Source organism: Psychrobacter sp. Marseille-P5312 (assembly GCF_900291405.1).
Classification (GTDB): domain Bacteria; phylum Pseudomonadota; class Gammaproteobacteria; order Pseudomonadales; family Moraxellaceae; genus Psychrobacter; species Psychrobacter celer.
In genome coordinates this window covers 1483383-1503631 of sequence record NZ_OLML01000001.1, presented here as the reverse complement: position 1 = coordinate 1503631, position 20249 = coordinate 1483383, and the positions used below count along the sequence as shown (strand labels likewise).

Here is a 20249-nt window from a genome sequence, read left to right as displayed (position 1 = left end):
ATTAGCGTTCCATCCAGCTTAATGGATTGATGCGCTTGTCAACGTTAATTGCATCGTCAGCAGCGCAGGTATCGCCTACGCATGTTTGGTCATCATCGCAATCAGGTCCTGTGCAGATTTCCTTTGGAATACATTCATCACCTTCACAGCGGTTTTTCAATGAAGTGAATAAAGTCCCATCGTTATATTGACTAATAATATTATCTACAATACCCAAGCCTGCACTGTATGATGAACGTGTCGTTACAACTTCATTTTGATCTTTATCAAAGCATACACCATAGGGTAAACAAGTACGCTCGCGCTGAGTCTCGCCGATAACACCCGCACTACAGCTATTGACGTCGTCTCCTTCATCAGGATTAAACGATGAAGTAATCAAAATACCTGCAATCGCATCAGGTTCATTAAACATCTTTAGTTTATACTTTCCATCGACCTTTTCTTCTTCTCCCAACCAGTGTGTCAATGGCATATACCAACCTTGTACAACATTGGTTTGCATACGCTTTTTAATGCCTGTGTCGCCAATATCCTCATCAGTGAATGTCAACTCTTGTAGCTTGTTATTAGGTAACATTGTATCGGCAACTCGAATCACCGGGGTACGCATACTAATCGTTGGTGCAGTACCTGTACCGTAATAAAATAAGTCTGTGCGTGCAACATCTTTATCAAGGATACTATAAATGGCATTAGGTTTGTTGCGTGTCGCTGTCACAGGATTACTACGATCCCCAGTACCAACCGTTACTAAAGCTTCGATACCTGAGTATTGCACTGAGTTGTTATCTGCATCAGTATACCTGTGTATGCCATTATGGAACGTCACTAACGGACGCTCGTAAATACGTGGTGGCGCGTCGGTGTCGGTGTCGGTGGTGCCAGTCGCTTGATCGCTAACGTCTAGCACTTTTACCACGCGATCAATTTTGAAATTATCTGTGTCTGCATTATTGTTGATATCAGCGCGCCAGACTTGACCACCTAAGTCTGCAAAATAGATATGATCCGTCAATCCGTCATAGTTTCGGTCTAACGCTCTAACTTGTGTGACGATACTGTGCTTGATGTCAGGTACTTGCGATTGTTGTAAAAAATTAGAACGGTTGGTACTGTTGCTCCCTGTTGCATCGCTACTTGCCCACCATAGTAACTTGCCACTATCACTGCCAGTCTCTACCTGTTCTTCGTTATTACTGTTCTTTTTTATCTCACCCACTTGTACCATGTACATCGCATTACCCTGAGCTTTTGACTTATCCGCACAACTTTCGCTATTTGCATTGTTTCCCAACTTAAACTGTGTATTTTCATAGCAAGCATCATAGCCACCGGGTAAGAAGCTAACCATAACGCGTTTGCCACCGCTCTTCACATAACCAAGTTCAGGCTTACCCCACGTCTGACCCATACGCGCGTAGGCTTTTTGCTCATTGGTTGCGCCTGATGTACTAATAATATTACTAGTACCGTTTTTAATACCGCGAATATCCGTTGTGAGTCCTTTTTGACGATTGGCATAGTTTGAGCCAACACTAAATATCAATTTTGGTGCCGTTGGTGAGGTGACATCAAGAGCATAGTAAGTCGAGCCACCCATACGCAGACCACCTAGAGCAAAGCTTTGTGAGGCTTCGTAGGTATTAGTCGTCGTTGCACTGGCTCCTGTACCCGTCGTATTCTCCTTTATCGTATAGGCTGCATAAGTCATCCAAGGGGCATCTACACCATAGGGGTAGCTTCCATCAATAGCCGCACCCTCTCCTGCAATAGCCGCTGGTTGCAGATCTACTATCTGCTGGGGAATAAAGGTAAATGTCTCTTTACCCGTACTGTCGTCAATCATATGCAGCGCACCATCCATCGAACCATATAGGATATAGTCCTTTCGGCTCGCTCTATCAAACTCACCTGAGCCGCTAATGTTTACCTTTTGAGTGATGAGCTGTGGTATAGAATGCAATACACCACCAATATTTTTTGCCTCTTTCTGCTTATCTACATTTAGCGCTTCACCATCTTTTACAGTAGTACCCTTTGATACGCTATAGCCCATAAAATTGAGCAAAGCAGGCTTTTTCTCATTTCCATCATCAGATAAGGTAGTTAGAGCATCAAAATTGTTAGGTACTTTAGATGCACTAACTGTTAATTTGACAAGTGTACCTCCATTATCAACAAACAAATTCCGATCGCCTACGCCCGTTCCATTGGCATTTTCAAATACTTTTTGATAAGCGCCACCGACTTGAGGCTTCGCTGCATCAGGACGCTTAGCATCTGGTCGTGTATCGTCAATAATGGTGTTCCAAAGATCGTGGGTATTTGTAGCAAAGGTGCCTTTTTGATCTTGGAATACATAGTTATCATCGTCACCGATTAAGGTAGCATTTCTGGTCTTATACTTTTTAAGATTGCCATTCCATAATAATGAAGAGCCTGGTACTGGTTCGAGAATGGGCAGATAGGCAAAACCGCGAGATTTGAGACCACTCAAGTTGTCTAGCGGTACGGACATTGTTCCTGTCGATATAGGAGATATAACATTGTCACCCAGACTTTTTACAAAAGACTTAACACTGTCTGAAACGTCTCTGCTGGTTTCTGTATAGTAAAAGCCACCTTGCCCGAGACCATAACCTTTTTCGCCCAATCTACACAGATTTTTAGCATCTTGACTCAAGATATCTTCACTATCACAGTTATATACCGATACCACTTTTGTTTCACCGTTAGGCTTGGTAATGGTTTTTTCTATCTTTGGTATGGTTGATAGTTCTTTATAGACACTACCAAAGCCTACCGTTGCTGTTTCAATAGCAGCCTTCTGATAGTTACTACTACTGTTTAATAAAGGGGCATATTCCCCCATACACTCCCAACCTGAATAACCACCATACCTAGCATCTGAATTTGATAATGTGGAGTCACAAGAAGTGCTCATAGCTAGTGGAGTTTTACCCAAGCTATTATTCATCAAGTTTAATGTATCTGATTCTCGTGATTGATTGGGCTCACCATCAGTTAAGAAGTAAATACCTTGAGCATTACATTGACCAGGGATAATAGGTGAGGTAGAGGGTGGAACTACAGCTTTTTCTTTAAAATAGAATGTGATTTCTTCTATCTGACTTTTACCGTTTTGGCTTGTTTTTAAATCACTGTCTAAACTATCTGCAGAATTTACAGAAAGACTTTTTGTGTAGTCTACTCCAGCCATACCAACCGGACTTTTATTCTTTGAACTTTCTGCGTAACTTCCACATCTATGGTAATTGTAATTATCTACATTCTTTATAGACTGTGTATTGTAGTCAGAATTACACTTATATAAAAAATATTTGAAATTCTGACTACTACCATCTCTCTTTTTATAAGTTACAGCAACTAAGTTGTAAATATCATCTGAATTTACATTGTCATTAACTAATGTGTCTGTACTGGTACCCAACATATAGGCACCTGCTGCTGCATAGGCATTAGCTAATGGTGTGTTTGTAGTTGCTCCATAACCTATAATTTTAGTAATCAGATCTTTTCGATGCGCGAAGTTTAAAAACTTTGCCTCTATATCTATTTTACCTCGCCCTTCACTCTTTGTATTTCCACCTGCCTCAAAACTTCCAAGGCCAATCTTATACTTATTAACATCAAAATCAGTGCCAAACCCTACATTACTTTTGGGATTCGCAAACATAGGAATAAGTGCCATTTTTACACGTGATAGGCGATCATAATATCTACCTGTTTCGTACCACTGCCCCTCAATCTTCGTCTGTGTAGAACAATAGTTGACCCAATATTTTTTTATCTCACCAGTATATACACCATTATTATCATATATTTTTTGCTCGATTTCTTCAAACCGATTAGCATTTGTACAGCTACTATTATCGGTAGCATCCATGCTTCCTGAGTTATCCAGCATCATTGTCAGTACGACTTTGCCTTCTTCTGGTGCTTGATAAATTTCTAAATCGCTTGACTGAGCACTTTGGCTCATAGATGCCAAAACTGCTACAGACAGGGCGCTGAGCGCTTGATGCTTACGATTAGTATTTCTTTTATCACCGTTTACTTTATCTCTGTTTTTCATAATAACCACCCATATTGTGTTCGTCTTAAAATATGGCGAATTATCACAAGCGCCATGCTATCGATTCAGGCTGTAACATATCTTATTGATAAGTCACAAATACATTTATTAATTAACGGTCAAACACTTTACACCTGTTGGCTGGTTGATGTACTGCTGTATATGTGTTTGATAAGATACACCTAAGGCAGTAAGGCAAGTATCTACCGTCGTTGTGCCGACTCTAGGCTGTCTTAAGCATCCTGCAATAGTGTCAGTATCGTCAGCTGTACTGTCTGCATCGCCAAGGGGTACATCTGACAGAGCTGGAATGATAGAGGTCGCATAACCTTGAAAGGTGGTACAGCCAAGCGTCGACTCTCCATTTGAAGACGATGTGCTGATATCTTTAGAGTATGTACTTGCGACTTCACTAGAAAACGCGCCTGCTGTCGTTTGTCTTGGTCTAACAAATGATAGCTGAGTAATCACTCGCCCCTCACTGACGTAGTCATCATCGTTACTAGGATCACAATAGCCATTCGCTTTATTAGCCAATAGATCGTCATCCTCATTAAGCTCACTAATCTCAAGAATACTAAACAGTCTCGTACTACGAGGGCGTACACACAGACTGACCTCATGTCCTGCACGTGCACTATTTGACATATAACCTTTTAGAACATCGATATTCTCTCGGCTGCTGCTTAAAATTCTATCTTCTTTCTCTACCTTCATAAAAGCTGCATCATTTGCCTGAAACAATAGTTTATTCACTTGGTCAGCAGTCGCAATCTTAAGATCTGTCGTACTTTGTCTCACTGCAATAGCACCAGCAATAACAATGAGTATCAGCACCAATAGAACCACAATCAGTGCGACACCTTCTTGGCTATGCCTACCTGCTACATATTTAACCCTCATACGCCACCTCGTGCATTACGAATCAATACGGTACTTTCATAAACGGTTCTCAGACTTTTTGCACCATTGGCTGTAGTTTCGTTTAGTGCAACGTCACGCTTATCGAGAATATTAAATCGCAAATCAGTATTACCTTGATTGGTAGCGGTCGGGCTATTCGAGCGTGCCAGCATAGCAATCTGTACGCCAAATATACGGTCTGTGCCTAAAGTACTTGGGTCATCAGGTATGGGTATATAAGCAATACGAGCATTATCGGGATCTGTAGCAAAATCTTTACTTGAAGATATACCCAATAGTACGCGAAAATAATCTACGTTTGGAATAATGATACTACCGTTACTACCTAATGTGTTTGGTGTTGAGTCTGTTTTTGCAGGATCAGTAAAGGAGCTGATATCAATGCCTGTGCTACTTCCAGCTGTGTTTACATCATACTCATAGATAGCAGAAGCACATGCCAATCCTTCCTCTCGCACAAAATAGCGTTCTATGACATAAAAATTCTGTGGTATTGCTGTACCTTCACAATTAAACGCACCAGCTTCTGACATTTGATATTGAATGGTTAACTGATCACTATTAGAAACACCTTCAATATTACTTATACTATTTCCAGACTCATTGGTCGTTAGTAAATCTGATGAAATCGCAGCGCCATTTAGGACTAGGCCCGACAAGTTTCCATCTAACCAAGCTTTTTCACCACTAGTGGAAGCAGCCGTTGTATCCGTAGGAGCCGTCAATACCACACCTCCCTGCGGCGTCAAATGATTCATGTAATACTGATCGGCATTAGATGCTGGTGTCGGTTTTGCACCGTAATTAGCACGCCGAATATGCTGTTGCATCTGTGACCAACCGAATACCGCATTATCTTGAACTTGCGAGCTCGCTTCTTGTCTGCGCGCATTGACGGAACTTGTGTAAAATATCTGTAGCGCTGCTGCTGATATTAAAAGTCCAAGTACTAGTGAGATCATGAGCTCAACTAAAGTAAAACCGGAACTGTGATTTTGAACTGACTGATAGGGGCGAGCCGCAAATGCTTTGTTAGAAATCTGTTTTGACTTGTGATGGTTTATGCTCATTTTATATCTCCATCATCATACAAGTAGCGCTAGGATAGTAGTTCCCTCCAGCAGATTCTATGTTATCTTGTTCATCTACTACTCTTTCAGTTAGACAATCTACTTCATCATCCGTTCCTATTGTCGGGGTTGTGTCTCCCCATGCAGACAGCAAACAATAGGAGAACATGATATTAGTGCTAGCATCGGTACCCGTGCCACCTGTGTTAGGGCATGGATGCATTTGGATTTGGAAATCATAACTACTCAGCTCTATTTTAAATTGATAGCTTTCTGCTATGGCAAGCTCAGCAGGTGTACAAAGTGCTGTCACCGTCTGACCATTCAAACCACATTGCTGGCTTGGTACATTTGGCACCCCTGCTGCATTTAGCTGAGCTTCATAAGTTGTAATAGCAGCAGGATTTGCGCGAATCTTTTCCGCTAAAGCACGCATCATCACTAATGACTGTGTACGTTCAAACGCTTCATCTGTCGACTTAATGGCTTGTGCTTGCAAAGCACTATAGCCAAGTATTGCTATGCTCAGTAGCAATAACGCTACCATAACTTCGATCAGTCCCACGCCTGTTTGTTTGGATGCAATATTCATCAGCAGCTTCCAGAGTTTATAATACTAATATTGGCAAGCTTACTAATACTCACTTGCCGTGGTGTTGCAGCAGCATTCTCATCACAAATAGTGTAGACAGTTGACTCAACACGCTTACTAGGTTCGAAGGTAATAGGATTTTTGGACTCGGAGTCGGTAATAGTACTTTTAACGTTATAACTATAATTTGCGATAGTTTTTGAATCAGGGGTAGTAACCGTAATCATTTTAGGCGTGCTAGTATTGTTATAGCTCAAAGTAACGTTCTGCCGACGAATAATGCTTTCAGCTTTTGCTTCTTTTAAGGCATTAGCGAGTGTAGCCGTCGTCGACTTTACGCGCTGATTGGCAAGCTGAGTACTGATACTAGGGGCGGCGATACCGACAATAATAGCAAGCACAGCAATCGTGACCATTAGTTCAATCAAGGTAAACCCTGAGTTTCTCATTTGTATTGTAGGCGACAGGCTATTCTTAGAGGCTTTCACATCACATTCCTATTCATAACGTCTACCGTCTGTCTCATAACTATCCGTTTGCCAGTAGTCAATCTAAAAGACCTCGTAACTCTTACCTGCTAAAACATTTAACTACCAATCAGTAGGGAAAGGTCACTTTCTTTTATTATCCACTATAAGACATGCAATTTTTATTCCATAAAACCACATGCCAGCTATAGAAAAACATATTTTAAATCAGATACTTAAAAACCAATTCTAGCTTTCGATTAATATCAGCTAACAAATTTATATATATTGATTTAATAATATAGCGGTTAGGCAACATCTTAGCAACATATTAGTCATTATAGAAGTACCGTCAATACTTTATAAATGACTAACGATACTGACTCCCATGAGCGAGTGCATAGGCAGATAGGTGGTAGCGGTTGGTCGGCAATGAGGACGCAGAGGCGGTATTGGTAGCTGGCTTATACAAAGCGCGGCCCAGCGCTTTTAGGCTCGCGCCTGTGGTTGCGACATCATCGAACAGCAGTAAACGTTTAACTGGCGGGGTTTCGGTCAGCACAAAAGCATTATTGAGATTACTGAGGCGCTCAGCGCGTGTCAAGCCTTGCTGGCTGACGGTGTGATCGATACGTTCTACGCCGTTCCACAGTGGAATTTGCCAATGCTTAGACAGCTGCGCGGCTAAGATACTCACCGGATCAAAGCCACGTTTTACCAGACGTTGAGGGGTGGTTGGCATCGCGACGATGACAGCATTATCGTGATGGCAGCCATGTGGCCGTGGTAGTTGACGAAGCGCATGGAGCAGCAGTGGCAGTTTGCTCATGTCTTCATCATGCTTGAAAGCGCGAATGGCTTGCCGAATAGGATAGTCATAAAAAGTAGACGCCTGAATGCCCAAGGCGCTGCCAGCTGCGATATCAACTCTAAATGGTTTGGGCAGCCATGTAATACCATGATGGCAATGAGCACAGAGCAGACCGCGACTCAAGTGACGATGAATATACCGAGCAACCTTACCACGGTAAATATCGGTAAGCATTGAGTCAGCAATAAAAGGAGCGGCTGAGGATAGATGAGAAGACAGCAGCTGGGATGGTGCGGTGCTGCGATATACGCGGCATAGCTGGCAGCGTATATCTACATACTCTGCCAGCCATAGTCCAGTTTGATAAGGAGCCAGTCGGCGCATTGCTTGTACTCCTTAGCAGTCAAAGACCGTCGATAAGGCCTTAAAACCCCTTCCAATCATTTAAGACGATACCAAAGCCGATGGAGGTGTTTTCGTGGTTATAGTCGATGATAGACTCGCCATAGCCTTGGAACAGCTGTACATAGCCATTGACGTTTTCGGTCAGTGGATAAATGTAGTCGATCTGCGCCGCGCCTTTGTTGGTGCTGGGGTTATAGCGCAACGTACCGCTTAGGCTTTGCTGATCTGGCAGATCGTATAGGAATTTGATATCACCATAGCCCATGTAGTCTTCGATATCAGGGTTGTCTTCGCTGCTGCTGCTTTCGTTATTGACGCGCGCCCAGAGCCGCGGTACGACCGACAACTTGCCCCACTCAGCCCCTGCCATCAGATACGCGCGGTTCCACGAACGCGATAACGGATCATCTTGGCCATTAGAGTGGTGAATGGCACCTGCACCTAGCATACGTAGACGGCCGCCAAAGGGTAAATCAGCAGTCACAGGCTGGGTCAAAAATATCTCAGGCTGATAGTCGGTGGCGCGAAATGGCCGAGAGTTGTCCTCGTTATATACCTGCCAATGCGACTCTTGGGTATAGCCAAACCATAAATCAGCACTACTATCAAACAAGTCTTCTGCCACTTTGGTCTTTAACGACAGCTGAAACTTCAGCTCCGTCTCACGGACGTCATTAGAGGTGAATGTTTCACCGGGCTCATCTGGATTACTAGGAGTTGGGCTAAGATTAGGGTCAAAGGTATAAAACAGCGGCAGTACGTAGGTTGGACGATAAGGTCTGACGGTCCAAGTACCGCGCTCACTGTTTTTATCCAAGTCATAAGATAGGCTCAGCGGGGTGTACTTTTCGATGTCCGTTTGCTTGACACCGACACTTTCGAGCACTTTGGCTTCTCGTTGGGTCAACCCCACTGTATCTAGACTCTGCGTCTCAGGCGAGGACGCCGCTTGTTGGGGCAGCTCGGCAGCGACGGCGCTGCTATCGGTTGTGATGGTAGAGCTTTCTTCTACAAACACCACTTGCGGGTTGCCTGACAGTGTGCTTTGAAAAGTTTTGGCTAAGTCCACAGGCTGTTTGGTGGTGGTATAGCTCGGCGTTTTGCCTTGCTCTGCCACTTTATCAAAACAAGCCAAACGCGCGGTCGCCAGCTGTACCTCGGTACATTCAGCAAACAGTTTTGCTTGTTTGGCGATAAACTCTTTACTGACCACTTTACGGTTTTGCTTACCTGCCTCTGCGCTCGCTGGTTGCTCAGTATCGGCCTCGCTCTGCGGCACCTCATAATCCTCATACTCAAACGCCGCGTCTGGAACTGGCAGCTCCCGATAAGTTTGCTCGTCCATCGCAGCGTGAGCTTGTAAGGCCGTCAAGCTCAAAGCCGCCGCGATTGCAACACATAGATGGCGATGGCTACTTTGACGACAGTTGAGTGATAAGCCATCAGATGGCTGGCTTGTGGCACAGGCTTGCGGTAATTGACGTTGAGTAATGATATGGGCAAACATAGGTGTCCTTTATCTGACCAATAATAAGGTCAGTAGAGTATTTTAGATAATGAATATACCATTAGCATCAGCGCTAATATAAAAACCATTCATTAATGGACATCGAGGGCTGTGCTGACAATTCGCCTAGCCCCTTCAGCATTGTTGCTTTATTGTAATGAAAATATAGACACTATACTAGCGTTATCCTTGCTGCAAATACAGATAATAACAAACACAAAAAGACAGATCTCCATATGAGCTTACTTTGACTAGCGAGAGACAATAGAGGTTACCATTATATCAAGCACCATGCCTGTATAAACAAACAAGATAAACAGACAAAGACATTTAATACCTATAAAAGCAAATAGTTAGTCGGTCACCCTGCCAATCTCAAGACACCTTACCAAAAAAGCCAAGCGCCTAACATAGTAGGCGCCTGGCTTTTGATTGGCAAAATATACAGCATTAGCTGTTACATCAGGCGGGTGTTTGAAGGTGAGACATTCACCCTTTTAGCTACTGCTCATCCATGTAGATAATTAGCGATTGAGCGCCTCTAAAGTCTGCTCAAATGCCGAACGCCCGATTTCCCCTACTTGCTGATTGACCAACTGCCCGTCTTGATAATAGAGCAATGCTGGCGGTCCAAATAGTTGATAACGCGCTAAGATGGCTTTTGAGTTCTCTGTCGTCTCTGTGATATCGAGTCTGACCAGCAGCCAGTCTTGCATCTGAGCAGGACGATTGTGAAATAAGTTTTTGTCCATAATACGGCACTCAACACACCACTCTGCTGTCAGATCGACAATGACTTTTGGATTGTCAGCCAAAATAGCATCTAGCTCGGCAAGGGTGGTGATGTGCGCGTCATTGGCGCTATTGCTCGCACCTGTTACACCGTTTGCAGATGTCATCATCATAGGCGCGGCGCTTAGAGAGGCCAGCGGATGCAGACTGTCATCGTTACCCAAAGCGGCACCTATCATCAAACAAGCCGCCCAAATCCCAGCGATTAAGCCCAGCGCTTGGGTTAAGATACGACCTTTACCAAGCCAGCTCCACGCCCATGTCGCCAGCACCATAAACCAAAGCGCCCATACGACCAGCATGACAGGCGAGATAAAGATGCGTTCAATCAGCAGCAGCGCCACAGCAAAAAGCAGCAACGCAAAACCTTGCTTGACCCAGTTCATCCACGCGCCAGCTTTTGGCATGATTTTGCCTTGAGTGGCACCGATTAGGATCAGCGGCGCGGACAGACCGAAACCCAGCATAAATAAAGCGACAAACCCAAGCAGCGGACTGCCAATGGTAGACACCGCCAGCAGCGCGCCAAATAACGGCGCTGAGACACAGGGCGACACCACCAGCGCAGATAAAAAACCAGCGATTAGGCTGCCGCCCGCACTACCAAGCTTGCTATCTCCTGCTTGACTCAAGCGCTGCATCTTACTACTGATGGTATTGGGCAAACGAATACTAAAAACACCCAGCATATATAACGCCAAAAGTACAAACACAATGGCAAAGCTGATTAAGATAATCGGGTTTTGTAGCCAACCGATGATGCCCAAAGACTCACCAAACACCGCAATAACCGCACCTAAAATTCCATAAGCAGTGGCTACCCCAATGGCGTAGCTGCCTGTCAAAAGTACACCGCGTTTGACCGTGGGATTGTCTTCACGGGCGACGATATTGGCCACAATGGGTAGCATGGGCAGGACGCAAGGCGTCAATGCCAAGCCCAAACCTGCTAAAAACAGCAAAGCCAATGCCAGCCATGGATGAGACGCTAGGCCAAAAGGGTCGCTATCCATCGCGCCGATAGCGGCAGTCTCACTACTACTTGAGGCTCGATCAGAAGACTGCTGGGTGTCTGCTATGGGCGCAGCTGCACCGGCAATCTCACCTTCCAATGACACATCGTCTATCAAATCATAGTCGACGACTTCATCATCCATCTGCTCACCAGCAAGGCCGCTGGCACTCTCTGGCGGCGCAGCAGCCGATGATGTGGTTAGCGGCTCACTGATGGCCGCCTTATCTTGAGCGTCAGTATCTACGGTATGAGCATCAGCATTGGCCACAGTGCTTTTAGCTGTCGCGTCTTGGCCAGTCGCTGATGCATTATTGGCGCGGCTCTGGGAGGGTACAGCGGCGATACTGACTGTGGTTTTTATCTTCTCTGGTGGATAGCATAATCCTGCTTTGGCGCAGCCCTGCCAGCCAATCGTAATCGCAGCATTGTCTAGAGGTTTGCCATCTGTCGTACTCAGCGTGGTGCTCGCCACTACATTGGCCTGATCAAACACTGGCACGCGGCCAAAGGTCGGATCGTCGATAGAAACGGGCTGCTGATTAAAGGTAAACGGCGCGGCCTTTACCCCATCAGGCAGTGTCAGCTTGAGCTGATTTTGATACACATAGTGCTCAGGGGTGATATCAAAATTGATCGACAAGCGCGTGCCAGCTTTGGCAGGGCTGCTGCTACTGCTGACATCAAAGGCTTCATCAACGGATAAAAACTTTTTTTGTGCACGACTGTCACTGCTACCACCAAACAAATCGCCCAATCCTGCTGCGTGCGCGGGCATCGGCGCGCTTAGCCCTACCAGCAGAGCGCTGGCACTTAGCACAAGTGCCGATAGATAGGGGCGGTTTTTTACACTGTGATAGGGCGCATGCTTGGCTTGTTTAGGAGCGATGGTCTCACGGGTAGTCGTGGTCGGCGGCGGTGTTGCTATATGTGCGGGCATGAAAGGCTACCTATTTATTACTCAGAATCGAACAAAATGTCAGCAACGGCTTAGCGTGGCACTGCGATATCAACTTTGGTCGCCATCTTCTCTGGTGGATAGCATAATCCTGCCTCAGCACAGCCCTGCCAATGAATCACCACAGGGACGTTTTTTGCGCCCTTGCCATTGGCAGTGGTTAAGGTAGTGGTAGCGGTGACACTTTTTTGAGTAAATACAGGTACCTTGCCAAAGGTCGGATCATCAATGGTCACAGGCTTTTGGTTAAAGGTAAATGGCGTGGCATTGATGCCTTTAGGGAAGCGCAGTTTCAGCTGGTTTTTATAAACATAATGTTCAGGGGTGATATCAAACGTAATCGACAGCTGCGTGCCTTTTTTGGTGGCCTTGCTGCTGCTATCCACGCTAAACGCTTGCTCAACTGATAAAAACTTTGACGACCCGTTATTGCTGCTGTTAAACAAACCGCTAAGGCTGGCTGCCTGAGCGCTTATGGTTCCCGCTGCTATCAGTGAGCTACTAGCAAGAATGATGGCCACTGTACGCACGCTGGCTGACTGGTATTTTGTCGTCGATGTCGATATACCCATAAATGATACCTCTTAATAACTGATGTCAAACTTGATAATGCAGATTAAATCATGCTCAAAGCAGCAAGCCACTTATACAGCGCAACATACATTAAAAATAATTATAATATTAATACATATACCGATACAGTCTATAGCAAAACGCATTCAACAAAGAGTGGTTAACAAAAATCATAATTTTTGTCACTAATAAAAAATATCAACCAATAAACCTTTATTGATTGATATCTAATCATTATAAAAAACTGCAAAGCGTGAGCCTGCTTCTCTCTAAAACTGGTACAGTGCTATTGGAATGAGTTTTTCGTAGTCTCTAGGAGCACAGCCCGCAGGTAAATTTATAGCAGTAGCATGGGTAATATCGGCATATTGACGTCATTTTGGACTGCCTTTATTCTTATTCTACGCCGAGATACATTGCTTGCCTTGCTATTGTGGACTATAGCTTCGCGTAAATATCCGCATCTTGCCCTTCACCGCCCTGCTGGCCGTCGGCTCCTAATGAAAACAAGTCATAAGGACGGCCTTCGCTGCCTGGAGCGACATACTGCAGCTCATTTTCCCAGCCATCTGTCGGATAGCCGCCTTTGATATAACCGCCTTCGGGATAGTTTTTCGCATCGCTTGGCGGCGTGATCAGTGCCTCTAATCCTTGCGCGGTGGTGGGATAACGCGAGTTGTCGACTTTATACATATCAAGCGCGTTTGAGACAGTGGCCAGCGCGGTTTCAGTGGTTTTGATACGGGCTCTGTCGCTTTGTCCCACCACTTTGGGTACCACAAGGCCTGCTAGGATGGCCAAAATGACAATCACCACCATAATCTCGATCAAGGTAAAGCCGGACTGGCCACTCCGCTTCGCATGAGTGGTATTTATCGGGCTGTTGCCTGTATTGTCCATCGTCATCTGTGCTCGGGGGGCGGCTTGGGTTTTGTCAGTCATTATCATCACTTTTATCATCGCAGTTGTGTCAGTTATCAGGGTGCTTAAATGGCGTTTAATGCTTGGCGCTACTTGGCGCATGGTTACCTGATTTTATGTATTTGCCGTTATCTATCGATATTGGCATCATGGTCACTATAGACCATGATTTTATTTTTATCCAGCGCCGCCAGATGACTTGTCTTATGAATTTATCTTTTTTGGTTTTATAAACCAGCAGGCAGGCTGTAGAGACACTGATGCTGGTTACTATAGCTTACTATGAGGGTTGGCAGAAGTTTATCCTGATCACAGTCAATAATGTACAACAGTAAGTAAAGCTTGAGCAAGCTGATGCAAGTTTAAGCAAGATAAACCCACGGCTCACTGTTACCTACTCGCCCATACAGTCCGCTTAAAACAAGTCTATATCGTCGATTCATCCTAAAAACCACATAGCATTTAACCGGCCAAATCATTCATATTGACAATCGGCAGCATCACTGCCATGACGATAATCATCACCACCACGCCCATCAACACCAGCATCAAAGGCTCAAGTAATGACAGTAACGTACTGATAAAGTTGGTGGCTTCGGCCTCTTGCATGTTGGCCGCTCGACTGAGCATGTTTTCCAGCTCGCCTGAGTTCTCGCCGCTTTTGATCATCTGAACCATCATCGGCGGAAAATAGGAGGATTTTTCTAACTGCGTAGAGAGGCTAGCGCCTTCTGTGACTCGATCGGCTGCACTCACAATGGTTTGTTTGATATGTAAGTTGGTCGTCACCGCCGCACCGATATGTAGGGCTTCAATCAGCGGCACCCCTGAGCGCACCAATATCGCCAAAGTACTGGCAAAGCGCGCGGCATTGAGTCCCTTAGACAAGCGCGCCAATATCGGTAGCTTGAGTACCAGACTGTCAATGGCCAGCTTGCCCGCTTGCGTTTGGGCAAAGCGATAACACAAAAATGCCAGCGCAGCCAATGCCAACAGCATCAGCCACCACCACTGAGTGATAAATTTGGACAGCGTTAGTACGATTTGGGTAATCAGCGGTAGCGCTTGCTCTGATTGCTCAAAGACCTTGACGATTTTTGGCACCACAAAACTCATCAAGCCCATGATTACTCCGACCGCCATCACCATCAGCACAATCGGATAGACCATTGCGCCTTGGATTTTCTTTTGTAAAGCAAAACGGTTTTCGGTGTAATCTGCCAATTGGTTGAGGATCAAATCCAAATGACCAGATTTCTCGCCTGCGGCAATGGTCGCGATATATAGCGGCGGAAAGCTGGCGGCTTGCTGCAGTGCGCGCGCAAGACTCAAGCCTTCTAACACATGAGAGCGCACGGCAAGCATGAGAGATTTGATATGCGTCTTTGGTGATTGTTTGGCGACGGCGGCAAGCGTTTCCTCTAACGGAATACCCGCTGCCAGCAAGACAGACAGCTGACGGGTTAAGAGCGCCAGCTCATAAGCGGAGGGCTTTTTATAGCGGTTTTTATACTTAGCTTGTCTGTCATTGACGGCACTGACTTCCACGGGCGTCCACTGCTTATCACGCAGCTGCTGGCGTATCTGCCGCGCCGAATCGCCCTCGAGCAGGCCTTTTTGCATACTGCCGCGCTCATCAAGCGCTTTAAAATGATAGGCTGGCATAGCAGCAGATATCCTAAGAAGATCAAAGAGAATGAATGATAAAATAGCGCTCAAAACCTTAGGGCATGGCTTTGTCGCCTAAAACAGCGGCGTGGAGTCGTTGCTGTCCGGCATCAGCCCTTGGAGGAGCAAGACATCTAAATGCTGCTGTTGGAGCTTTTTATCAAAGTCATTGACCTCAGCGATCAGCATTCTCTCGATGCGTTTATCACTGGCAAACACGCTCAGCCGTGCACAGATGACGGCCAATTGATAAATGCGTTTTTTGCAATAGCCGTCTAGCCCTTGTAGCAGCCGCACCATATGCGGTGTCTCTAAACTGGCGTAGTCATAATCCGCCACCACCTCGGGCGCAAGCGCCGTGACGCTATAGCTAATGGACAGATGCGCGCAAAAATAACAACTAAATAAATAGCCGACTACATGGCCGATATAATAGCCTCTATCGTAAGTAAAACTACTCACCCCAAAGTGCCCAAGCACATAGCTATTGAGGCTGCCTTGATCAAAGATAGGCTTGGTGTTTTTGAGCCTACCGATCGTGGCAAAGCACAACGGGTTACGGCCATCTTGAGTGGTCAGCTGCCACCCTGCTGGCTGCTGCGCGGGCATGTGGCGGACGATATCAGCGATGATGTCGTCGACCACATGTAGCTGCTGCCAAAGGCGCTCAAGCCCATCGGTATCCATCAGTCCGCGCTTGTCGAGCTGCTGCGCCAGCAAATATTGCTGGTATTCTACAAACTGTGATTTGAGCGTTTGTACCAAATAAGTCGGACGGGTATTGGCAGGAGCCATATACAAGAGCCGTGTACGCTCATGCTGAGCACGGTACAAGGCCAGACGCTGGGCGGCAACGCTGTCCTTATCGGTAGAAGCATCAGTTTGCACCTGTGACGTGACTGTATGCGCCGTGTCCACAGCGCTATCAACCGTAAACAAGGCCAACAGTGCCGCCTTATCAAAGACCACAGCGCTGTCATCCTCCTGAGCGTCTGTCATGGGATATTGCGCATCACTGACGGTGCCTTGAGGCGCATTACTTGGTTTGTTGCCATTGGCTTCGATAGCGGATTGGCTACCGGCTTGGGCGTTTGGCTTTGCGGTTGGTTCAGTCATAACATACCATCTGCAGCAAAATGAAACATCACCTAGATCTGACTATATGCCTGCTTTATAAGGAAATATAGCACGCTTGTCACAAGCGCTGGCGTCCAGATGACTCAATATTCCATAGTACCTGAACATCGACGTATTGTCAGCCGTCCATCAGCAAAATACCCACCGCCGCACGCGGCTTAAAATACCTAGACTAAACAAAATACCTAGCCAGATAAACGCGGCATCACGTCATCCGCTAACCGTGATACTGCTGGCGATAAGCTTTGGGCGAGACGCCGTAAACGCGCTTGAATGCTTGGCTAAAGGTCGAATCCGACGCATAGCCGACCAGCTCACTGATACGGCTGATGCTGTTTTGTTGCAACCGCAAGTAGCGCGCTGCCAGGCGCAAGCGATAATCAATCAGATACGTTAGCGGCGGCATACCGACTGTGTCTTTAAAGCGCTGCGCAAAGCTTGAGCGCGACATCCCCGCGACCTCTGCCAGCTTATGTATCGTCCAGCTTTTGCTTGGAGCTTCATGCATGGCGGCCAAGGCTTTGGTCAAAAACGGATCTTTCATGGCCTTTAGCCAATTCTCAGTGGCTTCAGGCAGGCTTTCGATATAGACGCGCAAACACTCAATCATCATGATACTCGCCCAATGATTGATGACTGCGGTCTTACCCATACGCTCGCGCTCAGCCTCCAAGGTCAGCAGCTTAATCTCCACATCAATGACCTCAAACCTGCCATCAGATTCTTCATTAATTTCGGGCAAAATCGATGGCAGGACAGACAATAACGGCCGTATCATCTCTTTGTCATACTTACACTCAATCAAAATCAGAGACGAATGAGACTCGCCCTCACCTTTGACATCTAGCGTCTGCGCTTTGCAGCTATTGAGCATCTCATCTAGCGGCTGGGCGGCATCACCATCATACGCTAGCGCATAGCTTGTGTGCTGATGGGTATTGGGAATCATGATAATATCGCCTGCATGTACCTCTCGTCGATCATTGCCAACATCGATACAAAAACTGCCAGACATCACCAAATAAAATAAAATAGTGTCTTTTCTCGTCAATGAATAAGACCAATTACCGACGCAATTTAGCCGATAGTATTTGGTTTCAAACAAATGCACATTTTGTAGCAATACGCTTAGAGCGTCCATCTGTCGTTCCTCAGTGATTATGAGCAGTGTCCAAACCTAGCAAAATAAACTATCTCATAGAGATGACACAAGTCAAATATCCGCTCGTGGACTCTGGTTAAAAATATACATACGTTAGACACATAGACCAAACTCGAGGCGCGCCAATACTGCCCGCACTTATGTGCTGGGCAAGTGACATTTAAATAGAACGATAGAATGACAAATATGAGCACCAAGCATCAGATGGCGGTATAAACACGCAGGCACAAAAAAACGCCGGCCAAAACCAGTGTCATTATTTATGAGCAGCAAAGGTTGACTTCCTCCCCTCCCTAAACGGAGGGGATTCCTACTAAAGACGGCCAAGCCCGACCGCGAGAATGTTTTTTGCTCCATTAACATCTCTGTTATGGGTCGTTTTACAAGAACGACAAAACCACTCTCTTATACCAAGACCTTCTCTACCTTTCGGACTGTCTTGGCGGGAGCCGCAACACGAGCAGATTTGGGTGCTGTACGCTTCATTGACTTCAATATAGTGGCAACCTGCGTTCGCGCATTTGTAGTCCAGTTGCCGCTTAATCTCAAACCAACCAGCGTCATAGACGGATTTGGCCAGTTTGGATGAAGTAAATGAGTTTGATTTGATTTTTCCAACAACGATTAGGCTGTTGGCCTTAACAAGCTTTGATGTGAATTTATGGATCAGATCTTGGCGGGTGTTTTTAATCTTGGCGTGAATGGCCTTGACCCGCTTTTTATTCTTGGCTCTTTGAGCAATGGCCAGTTTTTCTGCGTATTGATGGGTCAGCTTAGTGGTTAGAATATCACCATCACTACTGACTGCTGAATCCTTACAGCCTAAATCAATACCGACTTGGCCAGTACCACACTTAGTCTTTGGAAATTCTTTAACGGTGATACAGGCATACCATCTGCCTCGTGCATCTTGTACCAGCTCACAGGTGTTGATGTTGTAGAGCGAGAGGTTATAGCTATCCCACAGATCAATGATTAGTTTTTCACCCTTAGCAAGGCTTAGCTGAATCGTAGATTTAAGGCTTTTCTTGCCTGATTGACGGGTTGAAAGGTGTTTTATGGCTGTCTTTTTAAAAGGAATCCAGCCCAAACTTCTTCTCTTGGCCTTTGGGTTGTTGGTACGCCAGTTGAGTTTGGCTTTTTTAAACTGTTTACGGCTTTTGGCATGGGTTTCAGAGATGGCTTGTAGCGTTTGGCTGTGCAAGTTTAAATACTCGCCACTACCTTTGGTATAAGCGGCCAAGTCATAGGCTGAAAAGAATTTTCCTGTGCGCTTAAGATGTTTAAAACTAAGCTCATTAACGTAATTCCAGACAAAGTTAACCGACCCAGCCAAGATATTGAGCTGAGTGGCGTGTTTGTCTTTGATGCGTAGCTTGAGCGTTTTCATGGAATAATTATGATCTCAATGCAGTTGGTTATCAAGGTATTCGCAATATTGTACGACAATGACTGACGCCTGATATCCACGCCCTAGAAGGATGTGGTTTTACGGCGTTAGATGATAAAGAGTAACGACAGGGAAGTCTAATAAAGAAACAGAAAGAAGGTGCAGCAATAGAACCAAAGCGGCTGCTGACAGATAAAGAGAAAAAAAGAAAAATTGGGGCGACTGATGGGACTCGAACCCACGACAACCGAGATCACAACCCGGGGCTCTACCAACTGAGCTACAACCGCCATAATATGGCCAAGGAAGGCAAGATATGCAGGCTAAATGGCGCGCCTGGCAGGATTCGAACCTGCGACCACCTACTTAGAAGGCAGGTGCTCTATCCAACTGAGCTACAGGCGCTCTTAAGGGCTTTTTATATATCTGATTAAGATTACAATACTATTGTAGTATAAACTCAATCATTATACATAAAAAAAAGCCTGTAAGGCTCTTAAATAAATAGATGGTCGGAGTGATAGGATTCGAACCTACGACCCTCTGGTCCCAAACCAGATGCGCTACCAAACTGCGCCACACTCCGATATTTCTATTTTTACGATAGTTTTGTCAAGTAACTTGTTGTTGACAATGCCGCTAACTTGTTAATGTTCATCGCTATCGAGGTGCACATATTAAGGGGTAAAGCCGATTGTGTCAACACCTATTTTTGATAAATTTAAAAGAATTATTAAATTACCGCAAAAACGCATGTTTTT

General features: G+C 45.5%; 14 protein-coding genes and 3 tRNA genes. All 17 read right to left on the bottom strand.

Annotated features, from left to right (window positions below):
• Nucleotide 1: 1 nt before the first annotated feature.
• Nucleotides 2–4099 carry a PilC/PilY family type IV pilus protein gene (locus C6W44_RS06550; protein ID WP_105244720.1) on the bottom strand — a complete coding sequence of 1366 codons (4098 nt, stop codon included), beginning with the start codon at nucleotides 4097–4099 and terminating at the stop codon, nucleotides 2–4.
• A 108-nt stretch (nucleotides 4100–4207) separates the two neighbouring features.
• Nucleotides 4208–5002 (bottom strand): hypothetical protein, encoded by a 795-nt coding sequence (locus C6W44_RS06545; protein ID WP_105244719.1) that lies wholly within the window; start codon nucleotides 5000–5002, stop codon nucleotides 4208–4210.
• A complete protein-coding gene (locus C6W44_RS06540; protein ID WP_105244718.1) occupies nucleotides 4999–6093 on the bottom strand; it encodes a PilW family protein in 1095 nt (364 codons plus the stop codon). Before C6W44_RS06540 ends, C6W44_RS06545 begins: the two co-directional genes overlap by 4 nt.
• A 1-nt stretch (nucleotide 6094) precedes the next feature.
• Nucleotides 6095–6685: a type IV pilus modification protein PilV gene (gene pilV / locus C6W44_RS06535; RefSeq protein WP_105244717.1), complete on the bottom strand. Its 591-nt coding sequence runs from the start codon at nucleotides 6683–6685 to the stop codon at nucleotides 6095–6097.
• The gene (locus C6W44_RS06530) at nucleotides 6685–7173 is read right to left on the bottom strand and encodes a Tfp pilus assembly protein FimT/FimU (protein ID WP_227526376.1); all 489 of its coding nucleotides are present in this window, start codon (nucleotides 7171–7173) and stop codon (nucleotides 6685–6687) included. Before C6W44_RS06530 ends, pilV begins: the two co-directional genes overlap by 1 nt.
• Nucleotides 7174–7522: 349 nt before the next feature.
• Nucleotides 7523–8347 (bottom strand): ComF family protein, encoded by an 825-nt coding sequence (locus C6W44_RS06525; protein WP_227526375.1) that lies wholly within the window; start codon nucleotides 8345–8347, stop codon nucleotides 7523–7525.
• 40 nt (nucleotides 8348–8387) lie between these two features.
• On the bottom strand, nucleotides 8388–9875 hold the full coding sequence (locus C6W44_RS06520; protein ID WP_105244715.1) for a phospholipase A: 1488 nt from the start codon (nucleotides 9873–9875) through the stop codon (nucleotides 8388–8390).
• A 524-nt stretch (nucleotides 9876–10399) separates the two neighbouring features.
• Nucleotides 10400–12619, bottom strand: coding sequence for a protein-disulfide reductase DsbD domain-containing protein (locus C6W44_RS06515; RefSeq protein WP_105244714.1), 2220 nt, complete (start codon nucleotides 12617–12619; stop codon nucleotides 10400–10402).
• 50 nt (nucleotides 12620–12669) lie between these two features.
• The gene (locus C6W44_RS06510) at nucleotides 12670–13209 is read right to left on the bottom strand and encodes a protein-disulfide reductase DsbD domain-containing protein (RefSeq protein WP_105244713.1); all 540 of its coding nucleotides are present in this window, start codon (nucleotides 13207–13209) and stop codon (nucleotides 12670–12672) included.
• A 439-nt stretch (nucleotides 13210–13648) separates the two neighbouring features.
• On the bottom strand, nucleotides 13649–14110 hold the full coding sequence (gspG, locus tag C6W44_RS06505) for a type II secretion system major pseudopilin GspG (RefSeq protein ID WP_105246506.1): 462 nt from the start codon (nucleotides 14108–14110) through the stop codon (nucleotides 13649–13651).
• Between the two features lie 483 nt (nucleotides 14111–14593).
• On the bottom strand, nucleotides 14594–15796 hold the full coding sequence (gene gspF / locus C6W44_RS06500) for a type II secretion system inner membrane protein GspF (protein ID WP_105244712.1): 1203 nt from the start codon (nucleotides 15794–15796) through the stop codon (nucleotides 14594–14596).
• Between the two features lie 78 nt (nucleotides 15797–15874).
• Nucleotides 15875–16915 (bottom strand): hypothetical protein, encoded by a 1041-nt coding sequence (locus C6W44_RS06495; RefSeq protein ID WP_105244711.1) that lies wholly within the window; start codon nucleotides 16913–16915, stop codon nucleotides 15875–15877.
• Nucleotides 16916–17153: 238 nt separating this feature from the next.
• A complete protein-coding gene (locus C6W44_RS06490) occupies nucleotides 17154–18077 on the bottom strand; it encodes an AraC family transcriptional regulator (RefSeq protein ID WP_105244710.1) in 924 nt (307 codons plus the stop codon).
• A 334-nt stretch (nucleotides 18078–18411) separates the two neighbouring features.
• Nucleotides 18412–19488, bottom strand: coding sequence for an RNA-guided endonuclease InsQ/TnpB family protein (locus tag C6W44_RS06485; protein ID WP_105244709.1), 1077 nt, complete (start codon nucleotides 19486–19488; stop codon nucleotides 18412–18414).
• Nucleotides 19489–19702: 214 nt separating this feature from the next.
• Nucleotides 19703–19778, bottom strand: a tRNA-His gene (locus C6W44_RS06480).
• A gap of 38 nt (nucleotides 19779–19816) precedes the next feature.
• Nucleotides 19817–19893, bottom strand: a tRNA-Arg gene (locus C6W44_RS06475).
• 104 nt (nucleotides 19894–19997) lie between these two features.
• A tRNA-Pro gene (locus C6W44_RS06470) sits at nucleotides 19998–20074 on the bottom strand.
• Nucleotides 20075–20249 lie beyond the last annotated feature (175 nt).

Bases quoted from the DNA above. Each gene is read 5' to 3' on its own strand.
- pilV (WP_105244717.1), bottom strand. From the start codon at position 6,685: ATGAATATTGCATCCAAACAAACAGGCGTGGGACTGATCGAAGTTATG.
- C6W44_RS06510 (WP_105244713.1), bottom strand. From the start codon at position 13,209: ATGGGTATATCGACATCGACGACAAAATACCAGTCAGCCAGCGTGCGT.
- C6W44_RS06525 (WP_227526375.1), bottom strand. From the start codon at position 8,347: ATGCGCCGACTGGCTCCTTATCAAACTGGACTATGGCTGGCAGAGTAT.
- gspG (WP_105246506.1), bottom strand. From the start codon at position 14,110: ATGGACAATACAGGCAACAGCCCGATAAATACCACTCATGCGAAGCGG.
- C6W44_RS06520 (WP_105244715.1), bottom strand. From the start codon at position 9,875: ATGTTTGCCCATATCATTACTCAACGTCAATTACCGCAAGCCTGTGCC.
- C6W44_RS06515 (WP_105244714.1), bottom strand. From the start codon at position 12,619: ATGCCCGCACATATAGCAACACCGCCGCCGACCACGACTACCCGTGAG.
- C6W44_RS06490 (WP_105244710.1), bottom strand. From the start codon at position 18,077: ATGGACGCTCTAAGCGTATTGCTACAAAATGTGCATTTGTTTGAAACC.
- C6W44_RS06540 (WP_105244718.1), bottom strand. From the start codon at position 6,093: ATGAGCATAAACCATCACAAGTCAAAACAGATTTCTAACAAAGCATTT.
- C6W44_RS06485 (WP_105244709.1), bottom strand. From the start codon at position 19,488: ATGAAAACGCTCAAGCTACGCATCAAAGACAAACACGCCACTCAGCTC.
- gspF (WP_105244712.1), bottom strand. From the start codon at position 15,796: ATGCCAGCCTATCATTTTAAAGCGCTTGATGAGCGCGGCAGTATGCAA.
- C6W44_RS06550 (WP_105244720.1), bottom strand. From the start codon at position 4,099: ATGAAAAACAGAGATAAAGTAAACGGTGATAAAAGAAATACTAATCGT.
- C6W44_RS06495 (WP_105244711.1), bottom strand. From the start codon at position 16,915: ATGACTGAACCAACCGCAAAGCCAAACGCCCAAGCCGGTAGCCAATCC.
- C6W44_RS06545 (WP_105244719.1), bottom strand. From the start codon at position 5,002: ATGAGGGTTAAATATGTAGCAGGTAGGCATAGCCAAGAAGGTGTCGCA.